Origin of the sequence: Brevundimonas diminuta (assembly GCF_039673845.1) — a bacterium.
Taxonomy (GTDB): Bacteria; Pseudomonadota; Alphaproteobacteria; order Caulobacterales; family Caulobacteraceae; genus Brevundimonas; species Brevundimonas diminuta_E.
The window spans coordinates 1-14,435 of sequence record NZ_JBDJMK010000011.1; the positions used below are offsets into that span (position 1 = coordinate 1).

General features: G+C 69.2%; 17 protein-coding genes. 10 read left to right on the forward strand and 7 right to left on the reverse strand.

The genetic code is table 11. The features are described from left to right. The coding region (locus ABE454_RS12845; RefSeq protein ID WP_346532233.1) for an outer membrane protein at positions 1-723 on the reverse strand (723 nt) is incomplete at its 3' end. Positions 724-1,074: 351 nt separating this feature from the next. Here ABE454_RS12845 and ABE454_RS12850 point away from each other — a divergent pair. Next, positions 1,075-1,380: a hypothetical protein gene (locus tag ABE454_RS12850; protein ID WP_346532235.1), complete on the forward strand. Its 306-nt coding sequence runs from the start codon at positions 1,075-1,077 to the stop codon at positions 1,378-1,380. Between the two features lie 50 nt (positions 1,381-1,430). Here ABE454_RS12850 and ABE454_RS12855 read toward each other — a convergent pair whose 3' ends face one another. Beyond that, positions 1,431-2,057 (reverse strand): TlpA family protein disulfide reductase, encoded by a 627-nt coding sequence (locus ABE454_RS12855; RefSeq protein ID WP_346532236.1) that lies wholly within the window; start codon positions 2,055-2,057, stop codon positions 1,431-1,433. Here ABE454_RS12855 and argH point away from each other — a divergent pair. The 4 genes from argH (at position 2,056) to ABE454_RS12875 (ending at position 6,085) form a co-directional block, all read left to right on the forward strand. After that, the gene (gene argH, locus ABE454_RS12860) at positions 2,056-3,486 is read left to right on the forward strand and encodes an argininosuccinate lyase (protein ID WP_346532238.1); all 1,431 of its coding nucleotides are present in this window, start codon (positions 2,056-2,058) and stop codon (positions 3,484-3,486) included. The two genes, ABE454_RS12855 and argH, sit on opposite strands and share 2 nt — an antisense overlap. Continuing rightward, positions 3,483-3,719 (forward strand): LPS translocon maturation chaperone LptM, encoded by a 237-nt coding sequence (gene lptM, locus ABE454_RS12865; protein ID WP_346532240.1) that lies wholly within the window; start codon positions 3,483-3,485, stop codon positions 3,717-3,719. Before argH ends, lptM begins: the two co-directional genes overlap by 4 nt. A gap of 38 nt (positions 3,720-3,757) precedes the next feature. Further along, positions 3,758-5,059 (forward strand): diaminopimelate decarboxylase, encoded by a 1,302-nt coding sequence (gene lysA / locus ABE454_RS12870; protein ID WP_346532242.1) that lies wholly within the window; start codon positions 3,758-3,760, stop codon positions 5,057-5,059. Positions 5,060-5,179: 120 nt separating this feature from the next. Next, the gene (locus ABE454_RS12875; RefSeq protein WP_346532243.1) at positions 5,180-6,085 is read left to right on the forward strand and encodes a bifunctional helix-turn-helix transcriptional regulator/GNAT family N-acetyltransferase; all 906 of its coding nucleotides are present in this window, start codon (positions 5,180-5,182) and stop codon (positions 6,083-6,085) included. Between the two features lie 4 nt (positions 6,086-6,089). On the opposite strand, the gene ABE454_RS12880 is transcribed toward ABE454_RS12875, so the two are convergent. Both ABE454_RS12880 and ABE454_RS12885 read right to left on the reverse strand, forming a co-directional pair. After that, positions 6,090-6,629, reverse strand: coding sequence for a phosphoribosyltransferase (locus tag ABE454_RS12880; RefSeq protein WP_346532245.1), 540 nt, complete (start codon positions 6,627-6,629; stop codon positions 6,090-6,092). A gap of 79 nt (positions 6,630-6,708) precedes the next feature. Next, complete coding sequence (locus tag ABE454_RS12885) at positions 6,709-7,494, reverse strand: MJ0042-type zinc finger domain-containing protein (RefSeq protein ID WP_346532247.1); 786 nt, start codon at positions 7,492-7,494, stop codon at positions 6,709-6,711. 69 nt (positions 7,495-7,563) lie between these two features. On the opposite strand from ABE454_RS12885, the gene ABE454_RS12890 reads away from it, so the two are divergent. Genes ABE454_RS12890 through ABE454_RS12910 form a run of 5 tightly spaced genes read left to right on the forward strand, consistent with a single transcriptional unit; the run spans position 7,564 to position 11,413 of the window. Then, entirely contained in the window at positions 7,564-8,307 is a 744-nt protein-coding gene (locus ABE454_RS12890) for a cell division ATP-binding protein FtsE (RefSeq protein ID WP_346532249.1), read from the forward strand. Then, entirely contained in the window at positions 8,304-9,185 is an 882-nt protein-coding gene (locus ABE454_RS12895; protein WP_346532251.1) for a cell division protein FtsX, read from the forward strand. The genes ABE454_RS12890 and ABE454_RS12895 overlap by 4 nt, the downstream gene beginning before the upstream one ends. Before the next feature lie 9 nt (positions 9,186-9,194). Beyond that, positions 9,195-9,860, forward strand: coding sequence for a YdcF family protein (locus ABE454_RS12900; RefSeq protein WP_346532253.1), 666 nt, complete (start codon positions 9,195-9,197; stop codon positions 9,858-9,860). Beyond that, a complete protein-coding gene (locus tag ABE454_RS12905; RefSeq protein ID WP_346532255.1) occupies positions 9,857-10,570 on the forward strand; it encodes a lysophospholipid acyltransferase family protein in 714 nt (237 codons plus the stop codon). The genes ABE454_RS12900 and ABE454_RS12905 overlap by 4 nt, the downstream gene beginning before the upstream one ends. 51 nt (positions 10,571-10,621) lie before the next feature. After that, positions 10,622-11,413 (forward strand): MipA/OmpV family protein, encoded by a 792-nt coding sequence (locus ABE454_RS12910; protein WP_346532256.1) that lies wholly within the window; start codon positions 10,622-10,624, stop codon positions 11,411-11,413. Positions 11,414-11,441: 28 nt separating this feature from the next. Here ABE454_RS12910 and hisC read toward each other — a convergent pair whose 3' ends face one another. The 3 genes from hisC to ABE454_RS12925 are packed head-to-tail and all read right to left on the reverse strand — an operon-like array spanning position 11,442 to position 14,352. Continuing rightward, complete coding sequence (hisC, locus tag ABE454_RS12915) at positions 11,442-12,557, reverse strand: histidinol-phosphate transaminase (RefSeq protein ID WP_346532258.1); 1,116 nt, start codon at positions 12,555-12,557, stop codon at positions 11,442-11,444. Positions 12,558-12,601: 44 nt separating this feature from the next. Next, positions 12,602-13,294, reverse strand: coding sequence for a hypothetical protein (locus ABE454_RS12920; protein WP_346532260.1), 693 nt, complete (start codon positions 13,292-13,294; stop codon positions 12,602-12,604). Beyond that, positions 13,294-14,352, reverse strand: coding sequence for a DUF2125 domain-containing protein (locus ABE454_RS12925; RefSeq protein ID WP_346532262.1), 1,059 nt, complete (start codon positions 14,350-14,352; stop codon positions 13,294-13,296). Before ABE454_RS12925 ends, ABE454_RS12920 begins: the two co-directional genes overlap by 1 nt. Positions 14,353-14,435: the final 83 nt, after the last annotated feature.

The window sequence follows — 14,435 nt, forward strand, 5'->3', positions numbered from 1 at the left end:
CACCGGCTCGGCGCCGAACGCATAGCGCAGGCCCAGCGTCACGGTGTGCGACTGGTCGTAGTCGCCCGACAGGTTGCCGAAGACCGGACCGGCCGACTGCGTCGTGTCGAACGCCATGTCGCCCGTCAGGTAACGGTAGGTCAGGTCGATGTTGGCGCGGTCGCCAACGGCCCAGGCCAGACCGGCGATCGCCTGAGCGGCGAACTTGGTCGAGGTGTCGTCAGCCGTGAAGGTGACGCCCGGGTTCTGACGCAGACGGCCCGTGGTGTCGGTCTTGACGCGGTTCACACCGACGCCCAGGCCCACGAACGGACGGATGGTCCATTCCGGCGAACCGAAGTCATAGATGACGTTGCCCATCAGGGTCGTCGCCGTGATGTCGCCTTCCGGCGAGTGGCACGGGCCGGTGGCCGGGGTCAGGTTGCACAGGCCGTTCGGACCCGAGACAGCGCGAACCTTGCCGATGTCGCCCGAGCGGTAACCGCCTTCGAGCTCAACACGCCAGTTCGGGTTGAAGCGATAGCCCAGGCGAGCAAAAGCCGCCCAGCCGTCGTTCACTTCCCAGTTCCAGTGGTGACCGGTCGCCGAAGCTTCCGTGTTGATGTCGTCGATCATGTGGTAGCCGGCGTCGATCGCGCCGTACCAGCCATCGGGCTCCGCCGAAGCAGCGCCGGCTGCGAACAGCCCCGCTGCGGCGACACTGGCCAGAAGTTTCAGCTTCATGGTGTCCTCACACTCTTAGTTGATCCGAAAGCCCATGCGATACCGCGAGGCGTTCGAAAACCGAACGGTATTGCATTGCAGCGGTTCCACATTTGGCTCTCGAATGTGTCCACTGTGGCGCCGTTTCAACACATATTCCGACTTTGCCTCTGAAACCAGAGGTCAGTCGCTGTTGCAGCTGCAAAAACCGGCCGCTGCAGCGCCAAAGAAAACAGGCCGGGATGCAAGACTCAACCCAAGATTGCTTACATATTGTAAACAACGTCTCTTTTGCAGTGCAGCGTCGACGCAACCGGCCAGCGTCAGATGTCGTTATAGTCGCGTCAAAACGACCTACAGGGGCTTTCACCCATGCGCATGCGTATACTGACCATCGCCGCCGCCTCGATTCTGGCGCTCGGCGCCGCCGCCTGCACCCAGGCTGAACAACAGAAGGCCGAAGCCAATGCACAGGCCGCCGGCGACAAGGCCGCAGACGTGGCCGCCCAGACGGGCGAAGTCGTCGAGTCCGGCGCCATGAAGGCGGCTCAGGCCGTCGAAGAAGGCGCGGGCAAGGTCGCCGGAAAACTGGAAGACAAACAGGCTCAGGCCGCCGCCGAGGGTCGCCCCGGCGCCGTCGATCCGGCGACCGATCAGCGCGTTCCGGCCAAGAACTGAGGCCTGCAGCGCCCTCCCTGACCGGCTCAGGAAAGGGAGGGCGTGACAGCTCAGGCTTCGGCCAGCAGGTGATCGACCAGGGCCTTGGCCTCGGCGCTGGCCCAGTCGGCCTCGCCGGTCAGGACCGCGCGGACGCGGCCCTTGCGATCCAGCAGGATGGTCTGGGGCATGGCGCCCTTGCCCGGAAACTCGAAGGCCAGCTGGAATTTCGGGTCGATGTAGAAGTCCAGCGGCGCGTTCTCGGCGATGAAGGCCCGGGCCTCATCCGCCGTCTTTTCGACGTCCATGCTGACAGTGACGACGGCGAAGTCGTCACGCTCTTTATAGTGGTCGGCCAGAGCCGCCAGCGTCGGCATCTCGATCTTGCAGGGCGCGCACCAGGTGGCCCACAGGTTCACCACCGTCACCTTGCCTGCGAAGTCGGCCAGGCGGACATCGCCCCCATCGGCGTTCTTGAACACATAGTCGGGCACGGCCTGCGACGCAGGCGTCTGCAGCGCCGACAGCGATCCCCTGGCGAAGGCCTCCATCTGAGGATCAAGCGCCTCGACGGTCGGCGGTGCGGACTCTTTGCCACCGCCCTTGTGATTGACGTATAGCAACGCCGCGCCCACGCCGATCACACCGATCACGGCGAACGTCGCCACGCCCGCCCAAGTCCGTCCAGAGCCGCTCATGTCTGATACGCCTTCCAAACCAAAGTCTGCCACGCCCTCTCAAGGAGGTTCCGAGGGGCAGTCTCTATGGGGTGGGCGCTTCAGCGCCAAGCCCGCCGACATCATGCAGGCGATCAACGTCTCCATCGGCGTCGACAAACGCCTGTGGGCGCAGGACCTGGCCGGATCGCGGGCCCATTGTCGCATGCTGGAGAAGCAGGGGATCATCGCCGCCGCCGACGCCGAGGCGATTCTGGGCGGGCTGGACGTGATCGAGGGCGAGATCCGGGACGGCTCCTTCCCCTTCCGCGACGCCTATGAAGACATTCACATGAACGTCGAGGCCCGCCTGTCGGAGCTGATCGGCGAGCCGTCAGGGCGTCTGCACACGGCGCGCAGCCGCAATGATCAGGTGGCGACGGACTTCCGCCTGTGGGTGCGCGACGCCTGCGACCGCACCGTGGCGCAGCTGAAGGATCTGCAGGCCGCCCTGCTGGACCGGGCGGAACAGCATGCGGGCGACCTGATGCCGGGCTTCACCCACCTGCAGACGGCCCAGCCGGTGACGTTCGGCCACCATCTGATGGCCTATGTCGAGATGTTCGGCCGCGACGCCGGGCGCTTCGTCGACGCCCGCGCCCGCATGAACGAGAACCCGCTGGGCGCCGCCGCGCTGGCCGGTTCGCCCTTCCCCATCGACCGCCATATGACGGCGCAGGCGCTGGGCTTCGACCGGCCGATGGCGAACAGCCTCGACGCCGTATCGGATCGCGACTTCGCGCTGGAAAGCCTGGCCGCCGCCTCGATCGCGGCGGGCCACCTGTCGCGACTGGCCGAAGAAATCGTGGTGTGGATGACGCCGATGTTCGGTTTCGCCACCCTGCCCGACGACCTGACCACCGGCTCGTCCATCATGCCGCAGAAGCGCAACCCGGACGCCGCCGAACTGGTGCGGGCCAAGACCGGCCGCATCAACGGCGCCCTGATCGCCCTGACCACGGTGATGAAGGGCCTGCCGCTGGCCTATTCCAAGGACATGCAGGAGGACAAGCCGCCGGTGTTCGAGGCTTTCGACGCGCTGGATCTGGCGCTGACGGCCATGACTGCAATGGTCGCCGTGATCCGCCCCAACACCGAGAAGATGGCCGCCGCCGCGGGCGCGGGCTTCTCGACCGCCACCGATCTGGCCGACTGGCTGGTGCGCGAACTGAACCTGCCCTTCCGTCAGGCGCACCACGTCACCGGCGCCGCCGTGAAGCGGGCCGAGGCGCTGGGTCTGGGACTGGGCGAACTGCCGCTGACGGAATTGCAGGCGCTGGATGGCCGGATCACCGAAGGGGTGTATGAAGTGCTGACGCCAGAAGCCTCCTGCGCCAGCCGCCAGAGCTTCGGCGGCACGGCGCCGGAACAGGTCCGCGCGCGCATCGCCGACTGGAGAAGCCGCCTGTGAAGAAGACCCTGATCCTGGCGGGCGCCGCCGCCCTGCTGCTGTCCGCCTGCGGCCGCATGGCCGACCTTGAGCCGCCGCAGGGCGCCACGCCGAAAAAGCAGACCGAGCGCGCCGTCCGCGACCGTTCGGCCGCGCACCTGCCCGAACCGGCGATGCAGAACCTGCCGCCGCGCCAGATGCCCATCGACAACGGCTCGTCCGACCCGTTCGGCAAGCCGCCGCCGATGCGTTGAGCCACGCCTCCCATACCTCCTGACTGGACTCCCCGCCGGTGCATTATTTCGATCTGAAGGATGGCGTTCTGCACGCCGAGGGCGTCTCGCTGGAGACCCTGGCGCAAGAAGCCGGCACGCCGACCTACGTCTATTCCGCCGCGACCCTGCGCCGCCACTACGGCCTGCTGCGCGAAGCGTGCGACGCCCATAAAGGCGCACTGGGCGACGCTCTGATCGCCTTCGCGGTCAAGGCCAACTCCAACCTGTCGGTGCTGGCGACGCTGGCAAAACTGGGCTGTGGCGCGGACACCGTGTCCGAAGGCGAAATCCGCCGCGCCCGGGCCGTCGGCATTCCGGGCGAACGCATCATCTTCTCGGGCGTGGGCAAGACCGACGCCGAACTGGCCTTCGCCATCGAACAGGGCGTGCGCCAGATCAACGTCGAATCCTCGGCCGAACTGGACCGGTTGATCGCCGTTTCATCGTCCCTCAAGCAGGGCGCGACCGCGTCGCGCCCGATAGGGACGCCAAATATAGCCATTCGCGTAAACCCAAAGATCGGCGCGGGCGGCCATGCCAAGATCACCACCGGCGGCGCGGGCGACAAGTTCGGCGTGCCGGTCGAGGAGGCGATGGCCCTCTACGCCCGCGCCTCCGCCTCGCCCCACGTCACCCCCGTGGGGCTGGCCTGCCACATCGGCAGCCAGATCACCGACCTGAGCCCGCTGGAGGCCGCCTTCCGCGTGCTGCGCCAGATGACGGAAGACCTGCGCGCCCAGGGGCACAGCGTCAACCGCCTCGACCTCGGCGGCGGACTGGGCGTGCCCTACTACGGCGAGGCGGCGACGCCGTCCCCGGCCGACTACGTGGCCATGGCCGCGCGGGTGCTGGATGGTCTGAACGTCGAGGCCGCCTTCGAGCCCGGCCGCCTGATGGCCGCCAATGCGGGCGTGCTGCTGAGCCGCGTCATTCAGGTCAATGAGCGGACGGACGGCCGCCGCTTCCTGGTACTGGACGCGGCGATGAACGACCTGATGCGCCCGGCCCTCTATGACGCCTTCCATGATCTGAAGCCGGTGCGTCCGGTGATGGGCGGCGCTCTGCCCCACGACGTGGTCGGCCCCGTCTGCGAAACCGGCGACACCTTCGCCCGCGACCGCGACCTGCCGCCGCTGAAGGCGGGCGATCTGGTCGTCTTCATGAGCGCCGGCGCCTATGGCGCGGTGATGAGCAGCGAATACAACACCCGCCCTCTGGCCGCCGAGGTGCTGGTCGACGGCGACCGCCACGCCGTCATCCGCCCGCGCCCGACCTATGACGAGATGTTCGCCCGCGAACCGGTGGCCGACTGGCTCTGAGGTCCTGACGTCACGCTTGGGCTCGGTGCTTGCCGCCGGTCCGCCGACGCCTTCCCAACATGAAGTCTTGCATGGCTCCCGAAATTGCCTGACTTAGGTCAGGCAATAATGGACCAGATGATGCCCGACTCCATCGCCCGTATCCGCCGTTTCCAGCGCGCCGTCACAACAGAGGTGGGCGCGCTGGATGAGTCCTTCCTCGGGCGAGGCCGCCCCATGGGCGTCGCGCGCGTGTTGAACGCGATCGGCGGCGGCAAGACGGAGGTCAGCGAGGTGCGCCGCTATCTCGGGCTGGATTCCGGGTTGATGAGCCGCCTGCTGCGCACGCTTGAGGCCGAACGTCTGATTGAGATCGACGCCGATGAAGCCGACAACCGGCGACGCCGGGTTCGGCTGACCGCAGAAGGCGCGCGGGAATACGCCGCCTATGAGGCGCTGGCCGACGCCCAGGCGCGGGCCATGCTGGACCGGCACGCCTCGCCCCGGCGTCTGTTGGAGGCGATGGATCTGATCGCCTCTACGCTGGGCAGGGACCGCATCACCCTGCATGAGGTTCCGCCGCAGGACGCCGATGCTCAGGCCTGTATGACAGCCTATTACGCCGAACTGTCCGAGCGGCTGGAGCGGGGCTTCGATGTCGCCCTGTCCAAGGATCCGGACGCCCGCGACATGATCCGGCCGCGCGGCGCCTTTGTGGTCGCCATGTCCGACGGGATGGCGGTCGGTTGCGCTGGCCTGAAGGGCACAGACCTCGGCTATGCGGAGATCAAGCGGCTGTGGGTTTCGCCCAGGGCGCGCGGACTGGGGCTGGCGCTGCGGCTGATGGACGAACTGGAGCGGATCGCGGTCGAACTGAATATCCGCCTGCTGCGGCTGGACACTAACAGCGCCTTGAAGGAGGCCGTCGCCCTGTACGCCAACACGGGCTGGCAGGAGATTGCGCGCTTCAACGACGACCCCTACCCGGACCGCTTTTTCGAAAAAGCGCTGGCCGCCGGGGCGGAACCGGCCTCGCGAACGGCCTGAAGCTTCAGTCCAGGGCGCAGATATCCGGCAGGCCGCGCATGCCCCCGGCATTGTCCAGACCATAGCCGACGAGGTAGCGGTCCGGAGCCTCCCAGCCGACGAAGTCAGGCTCGGGCGCGCGGGGCTTGGGCCACGGCTTGCGGGCGAAGACGCAGGTCAGCACCTCGGCGGCGCCCGCCTCTCGGGTGATGCGCACGGCTTCGGCCAGCGACAGGCCGGTGTCGAACACATCGTCCAGAATCAGCACCTTCCTGCCGGTCAGGGGGCGCTGATAGGGGGCGCGGACCTCGATCCTGCCGCGGCTGGTCTGGCCGTCGCCGTAGGAGGCCAGCCACAGGGCGTCGAAGCGGACGTTGCGCCCCTCGCGCGACAGGGCGCGGGTCAGGTCGGCGGCGAACCACAGCCCGCCGGTCAGCAGGACGGCGGCCACCGTCTCATCATCGACATGGGGGGCGATGCGGCGCGCCAGATCGGCGACGACGGCCTCGATCCCGGCCTGGGACAGGAGAACCGTAGGGGCGGGCGTCGGTCGGGTGTCAGCCATGCCCCGGCGATACCCCTTCAGCGGGGGCGGAGTCGAGAGGCGAAGCCGCCCGTCGAAGACGAAGCAAGGGCGAAAGGGCTCAGCGGCGCAGGCCGCCGTCTTCGCGCACGGCGCTGTCGGCCGGTTTGCCCGCGACCGGCGCTGCAGGCGCACGAACGGCGGGTTTGGACGCCGCCTCCAGCAGATAGTCCACGTCCAGCCCAGCCACGCGCCCCTGCGGATCGGGAATCACGACGGCGAAGCCCTGAACCTGTCCCGGCAGGATGGGCGGCCCTTCCAGACGCAGGATGCTGCGCGTCACCTCAGCCCCCCTGGCGTCCTTCAGGACGACGATCAGTGGCGGCGGGACGACTTCGATGTCGCGGATGTTGCGCAGCGCGCCCGACACCAGCGTGCGGCCCGGATCATACGGCGCCGTGCGTCCTCTCAAGGCCTCAACCTGCAGCCCGACCGTGTTCACCTTCAGCCCCAGCGCCTTATAGACGCCCGCCGTCGCAGGGACGGCGCGGGCGATCTCTTCGCGGAACAGGACGGCGCCCGTCAGCAGCCCCAGCACCACGGCCGCCGCCGCCGCCCATGCCGCCCCGGCGGCGGCGGCCTGACGCATGCGGCGCTGGCGCTCGGCCTTGGCGCGGAAGGCGCGGGGCAGTTCCGGCGCAGGCGTTTCGGCGAAGGTGTCATAGCGGGGTTCGGCCCCGGCGGCGTCCACCGGCGCGGCGTCAGGCTCAAGCTCCAGCGGCGTGTCTTCAAGGGTCGCGCGCCAGTCGTGGCCGCATGCCTTGCAGCGCACGCGACGGCCGTTCGGACCGATCGCTTCGTCGGGAACGAAATAGCTTGTGGCGCAGGCGGGACAGGTCAGTATCATGTCAGCTGACTGCGAGGCTTATCGCCCCCTCCTGTCGCGGCGCAACGCCCCGGTCCAATACGAAACCCTATGCCTGATCCGATCCGCCGCGCCGCCGACCCTGCTTCCGCGCCTGACGCCGTCCGCCTCAGGGGCGTGGGCTTCGGCTATGCGGGCAGGCCCGCCGTGCTGCGGGACGTTAACCTTACTCTGCCAAACGGCTCTTTCCACTTCCTTACCGGACCCTCGGGCGCGGGCAAGTCCTCGCTGTTGCGGCTGCTGACGCTGGCGGCGCGGCCGCAGGCGGGGCGAATCAGCCTGTTCGGCCAGGATGTGACCCGACTGCCCCGGCGCGAGGTTCCGGCCCTTCGCCGCCGCATGGGGGTGATCTTTCAGGATTTCCGCCTGCTGGACCATCTGTCGGCCTTCGACAATGCGGCCCTGCCGCTGAGGCTGGCGGGCGAGCGGCCAGGCGATTACGCCGCCGATGTGCAGGAGATGCTGCGCTGGGTCGGTCTGGGCGCGCGGCTGGACGCCCTGCCGCCCACCCTGTCCGGCGGCGAGAAACAACGGCTGGCCATCGCCCGCGCCGTGGTGGCCCGCCCGCGCCTGATTCTGGCGGATGAACCCACCGGCAGCGTCGACCGGCCGATGGGCGAGAAGCTGATGCGGCTGTTCCAGTCGCTGAACAAACTGGGCGCCACCGTGCTGATCGCCAGCCACGACGAGGCTCTGGCCGAGCGCAGCGGCGCCGCCATGCTGCGGCTGGAAGGCGGGCGGCTGGCGCAGGTCGCGCCCGGCCTCGCGCCCGTCGAGCCGGAGGATCAGGCATGATCGGCCGCTTCCGCAGCACCCAACCCGAGCTTCTGCCGCGTGAGGCGGGCGGCGAGCGCTGGCTGGTCGTGGTCATCGCCGTACTGTGCTTTCTGGCCTCGATCGCCGCCGTCGGCGCCCTGGCGGCTGACCGCGCCGCGCACGGCTGGGCGCGTCAACTGCGGGCCGAGGCGACCGTTCAGGTGCGGCCGCGCGTCGACGAAACCGGCCCCGCCGCCGCCGCCCGCGCGGCCGAGACCCTGGCCGGTGTCGACGGCGTGGCCGAGGCGCAGGCGATGGACCGCAAGGCGGCCGAGGCCCTGCTGCGCCCGTGGGTGGGCGAGGCGGCCCTGCCTGACCTGCCCCTGCCCTATCTGGTCATCGTCCATCTGGATCCGAAGACGCCCGCCAGCGCGCCCAGTCTCAGCCGCGCCCTGGCCGAGGCCGGGCTGGACGCCAGCGTCGACGACCACAGCCTGTGGCGCGGCGAGGTCGAGCGTTCGGCGGGCCTGATCACGGCGCTGGCCGGGGCGGCCTTCCTGCTGATCGCCGCAGCGACGGCGGCGGCCATCGCCTACGCCACCCGCGCGGGCATGGCGGCGCAGGCGGCGGTCATCGAGACGCTGAGCCTGAACGGCGCCTCGGACGGCGCCGTCGCCACCCTGTTCCAGCAACGCTTCGGCCTGCTGGCGGCGGGCGCAGGCGCGGCGGGCGCCGGTCTGGCGGCGCTGATGCTGGCCCTGCTGCGTCTGATCGGGGGCGAAGGCGGATTGAGCCCGGCCCTGCCGCTGGCCTGGGCCGACCTGCTGGCGCTGGCCGCCTGTCCGCTGCTGGCGGGGGCGGTCGCGGTGCTGGCCGCCCGCCTGACGGCGCTGGCGAAGCTGGGCGGGCGTCGCTAGTTATTAAGCATGAAGTTCCTGACGCTGATCGCCGTGGTGGCGCTGATGTGGCTGACAGGCCTGTTCGTCTTCGCCGAGCGGGTGCGAGGACTGACGCCTGCGCCTGATCCGGCGCGGGCCGACGCCATCGTCGCCCTGACCGGGCCGTCGGCCGAGCGCGTCAACGCCGCCGTGCGCCTGCTGGAACAGGGCAAGGGCGACCGGCTGCTGATCTCGGGCGTCAACCGCGAGGTGCGCCGTCAGGAGCTGCGCGCCCTGACGCCGGGCTCCAAGAAGCTGTTCAACTGTTGCGTCGATCTGGGTTTCGAGGCCGAGAACACCGTCGGCAACGCCCAGGAGATCGCCGCCTGGGCGCGCTCGCGCGGCTATGACGACCTGATCGTCGTCACCTCGGACTATCATATGCCGCGCAGCCTGCTGGAGCTTCGCGGCGCCGCGCCGGGCGTGGAGCTGACGCCCTACGCCGTCTCCACCCCGTCGCTGGATACGCCCAGCTGGTGGCGCGCGACCGAGACGGCGCGGCGCATGACGCTGGAATATATGAAATATCTGGCCGTGCTGGCCCGCGAGGGCATGCACCGCCTGACCGGCCGCCACCCCGAGCGTCCCGGCCCTGTCGCCCCTGACGCAAACGCAGACGCCGACGCCCCCGAACCCCACAAGGCCGCCGAATGACGACCGTCCGATCCCTGATCTTCACCCTGTGGCTGTATCTGTCGATGCCGCTGTTCGCCGTCGTCCTGTCGCCGGCGCTGCTGATGCCGCACGGGGCGGCGATGGGGGTCATCAAGCTGTGGTCGCGCTTCGTCCTGTTCGGCCTGCGCTGGATCGCCGGGGTCAAGGTCGAGGTGCGCGGACTGGAGCATCGCCCGACCGGCCCGGCCCTGATCGCCGCCAAACATCAGGGGATGCTGGACGTGGTGGCTCCTTTCGCCTTTCTGGACGATCCCTGCTTCGTCCTGAAAAAGGAGCTGATGCCCCTGCCCTTCTTCGGCTGGTTCGCCTGGAAGACGAAGATGATCGCCGTCGACCGCGCCGCCCACGCCAAGGCGCTGAAGGACATGGTGCGCCAGACCCGCGCCCGTCTGGCCGACGACCGCCAGATCCTGATCTTCCCCGAAGGCACACGCACGGCGCCCGGCGAACCCGCCGACTACAAGCCCGGCGTCGCCGCCATCTATCGCGACGTGGACGCCCCCTGCTGGCCGGTCGCCACCAACTCGGGCGTCCACTGGCCCGCGCACGGCTTCAAGCGTTATCCGGGTACGGTCGTTTTCGAATTCCTGCCGCCAATTCCGGCCGGATTGAAGCGGGCCGAGTTCATGAAGCAGCTGGAAAGCCGGATCGAAGGCGCCTCGACCGCCTTGTTGCCGCCCAAAACCTAGTCTTTTGAGAGCAGGCTCCTATATCATCAGCCGTTGACCTGGGACCCGCTCATGATTTCTTCCTCTGCCCTGCGCCTGGCGCTGCTGACCGTCGCCCTGACCGGAGCGCCCGCTGCGGCCCTGGCCCAGTCCCAGCCCTTCGTGCCGCTGGAAAAACCGCAGACGTGGAAGGTCGACATCGGCGGCGGCTTCGTGCGCGGTTTCAGCGTGTCCGGCGACAAGTCCGAGAACTTCAACTTCACCGCCTGGGGCTCGGCCTCCTATCGCGACATCGTCTACGCCAACGGTCTGGACGGACTGGGCTGGAACGCCGTCAAGCGCGATGACTTCCATGCCGGCGTGCAACTGCGGCCCCGCTTTGCGGCGGGGGACATCGACGGCATGGACCGGCCCGGCTACGGCGCGGATGCCGCCGTTTACGCCTTCAAGCGCCTGCCCGGAAACATCGTGGTCGGCGGCCGGTTCCAGCATGACGCCACCGGCGACGACGCCGGGTTCGAATACTATGGCTCGGTCAGCCACCAGCGCGTGACGCCCGTCGGCATGTTGCAGACCATGGCCTATCTGCGCGGCGGCAGCGACGACCGGGTCCAGCGCTATTACGGCGTCACCGCACAGGAAGCCGCCAACACCGACTACGCCGCCTTCACGCCGTCGGGCGGGCTGTCGGCGGCGGGGGCTGCGGCCCTGCTGGCCGTGCCGATCGGCGACCGCTTCGGCGTCGGCGCCTTCTTCAACTATGAACAGCGGCTGGGCGACATCAAGGACAGCCCCCTGATCAAGGACGACCATGTCTGGCGCGCAGGCGTCATCGGCGTCGTGCGCTTCAACAGCGGCGACTAGGCGGGACGGCGGCGGCGGGGCTGAAACCTCAGCTCGCCGCGAACTCGCTCAGGGCGTCGATGACGGCGCGGTTCTGATCCTCGGTCCCGACCGTCACTCGCAGGCAGTCCGGCAGGCCGTAGCTGGCCACGCCGCGGACGATGATCCCCTTTGCCTGCAGATAGTCCTGCGCCGCCGAAGCCCGACGTTTCTCATCCGGGAAGCGGATCAGGATGAAGTTGCCCGAGGCCGGAAACACCTCGAAGCCGAAGCCCTTGATGGCCTGGATCAGGCGCGGCCGCCACTCGGCCACCAGATCGCGCGAGGCCTTCTGGTGCGCCTCATCGCCCAGCGCCGCGATGGCCGCCTCAATCCCCGGCAGGGAGACGTTGAACGGCAGGCGGATGCGGTCGATGGCCTGTTCCACCGCCAGCGGCGCATAGCCGAAGCCGACCCGCAGACCGCCCAGACCGTGCAGCTTGGAGAAGGTGCGGGTGACGACGATGTTGGACGCCGTGCGCGCCAGATCGAAGGCGCTCCCCCAGTCCGGCTCGGTCACGAACTCGGCGTAGGCTTCGTCGATCACCAGAATGGCGTGGGCGGGCAGGCCCGCGTGCAGGCGACGGATCTCCTCGCCCGTGGCGAAGCTGCCCGTCGGATTGGCCGGGTTCGACAGATAGACCAGCTTGGTCCGCTCATCGACCAGGGCCAGCATGGCGTCGACGTCGGCACGATAATCCGGCTCGGCCGCCAGCCGGACCTGCGCCTGACAGGCGCGGGCGGAAATCTGATAGGCGACGAAGGCGTACTGGCTGGTGACCATATTGTCCCCGGCCTCCAGATAGGTCTGGTTCAGCAGGGCGAAGACCTCGTCCGAGCCGTTGCCGAAGATCAGCCGTTCCGGCTCCAGCCCATGCGTTTCGGCCACGGCGGCGCGCAGGCGGTCGGCCCGGCCGTCGGGATAGAGGTGGATCGAGGCGACGGCGGCGGCGAAGGCCTCGCGCGCCTTTTCGCCCGCGCCCAGCGCGTTTTCGTTGGAGGACAGCTTGATCGGCTTGGCGACGCCCGCGATGGCGCTCTTGCCGCCAACATAGGGGGCGATGTCCAGCACGCCGCGCTTGGGTTGAGGCGCGCCGTCGGACGGCGCCTGTTTCGCTTCGGTCATGCGCGCGTCATCCCCTGCCAGTCGCACTCTATAAGCCGCAATGTTCAGAAGACGGGAGCGGCGCCGATGACGCCGGTCAGGCCGCCGGGCGCGCCGTCCAGCCTGATGTCTTCCGCCTGCACATAGCCTGTCAGGACGAACAGCTTCAACCCGCCTCCGCCCGACAGAAACTCGGCCGCCAGACCGGCCTGCGACAGGGCCTCGACGATGCGGGCGTCCGGCCATGGGCTGTCCGTGACCCAGAAGGTGCGGTCGTCGCCCGTCGGCCCCGGCGCCTCGGTCGACACCATCAGGGCGCGCGGCGCAGCGGCGGCGTCATCCGGGAGGGCGGCGATCACCTTCAGCATGGGCAGGGCCAGCAGCCGCCCCCACCACGGCCGCGCCGACAGATCGATCAGGGCGCGCGTCTTCTGCGCCGCTCCGTCGCGCACGGCGATCAGGGCCTGATCCGCCTCGGCCATCGGCCGCGCCGCCAGACCCCAGCGGTCGGCCGCCAGCACCTGCGACAGCGCCCCGCAGGCGATCAGAGGGCGCCCGTCGGTCGCCTCCAGCCGCCCCAGAACCGCGCGCACCGCCGCCTTTTCCGACAGGCTCATCCCCGACAGAATGGCCCGCAGAGCGATGGCGTCGCCATCGACCGAGCCGCGCGGCCCCGCCGCCAGCCGGGCGCGCGCAGCCTCGGCCACGGCCCGCTCCAGCGACAGGCGCGCTTCGTCGGCGGGCGGCTCCGTGAGCATCAGAACAACTGCGGCGCGGGCGCCAGGGCGAACGGCCCCAGATAAGTGCGCCCGCCGCGGAACAGGATGGCCAGCTCCACGCCCTGCCCTTCGTCGCCGGTTCCGCCCTGCGGCGTGGCGGCGGCGGCCTTTGCGGCGGCGGCGCGATCCAGCGCCCCGCCCTGCTGGGCGCCCGCCAGACCGACGATGGCCGCCAGCGGCTTCTCGGCGCGCACGAAGACCTCGCCTTCCAACTGGCCCTTGCCATCCGCCGATAGGGCGTCGCTGGAGACGAAAGCCTTGCTCTCGCCCGCCTGCAGCTGGCCCTTCACGTCGATGAAGCGACCGCCCGCCGCCGTCCAGGCGGTCAACAGCCCCTTGGCGTCCGCCCCCTTGCGCAGGGCCGAAGCCTTTTCGATCACCGCCTCGATCTGGGCGTTCAGCATTCCCGACTGGGCGAAGCCCTCGACCGGGCCGTTCGCGCGACCTTCGCCGTCGACCAGACGGAACAGCACGTCCACATCATCGGTCGGCGTGTCCGAACCGACCAGATGCGGCCGCATGTAGAACTGCACCAGAGCCGCCTGTTTCAGCGGGAACGGCTCGGCGTCCGGCAGGGCGGTGAAGACCGGCTTCTCCAGCTCCAGCGCGACATTGGGCCAGCGCTGCGTCAGGCCGTGCAGGCTCATGCGGATGCCCTCGGCGCGGATGGCGGTCTTGCCTTTCTCGCCGCGCGTGACGGTCAGGCCGTCCGGCGCCGCCAGCACCCAGCGGGTCGGATTATAGGCGTTGGCCTGGGCCACCATCTCGGGCGCCTCGACGGCGTGACCGGACGGCGCGATCACATCCAGATGTTTGATCGTCACCCGTGCATGCATCGGCCAGCCGGTCGTCGAGACGCCGCCGTGCTTGATGGTCCAGCCGCTCTGTTGCAGCCCGGCGATCTTGCCTTCCAGCCGCTGCTCGATCTGCTGGGTCAGGACGAACCACCAGCCCGTCCACGCCGCCAGGGCGACGGCGACGATGGCGAAGGGGATGATCAGGCCCTTGCGGCTGTGATGTGGTGCGGCGTCGGTCATGAAAACTCCGGGTTCGCGCCCCTATAGCGCATGGACCGGGGGCGTCATAAGGGCAAAGGGCGCACGTCAACCCTCTCCGGGCG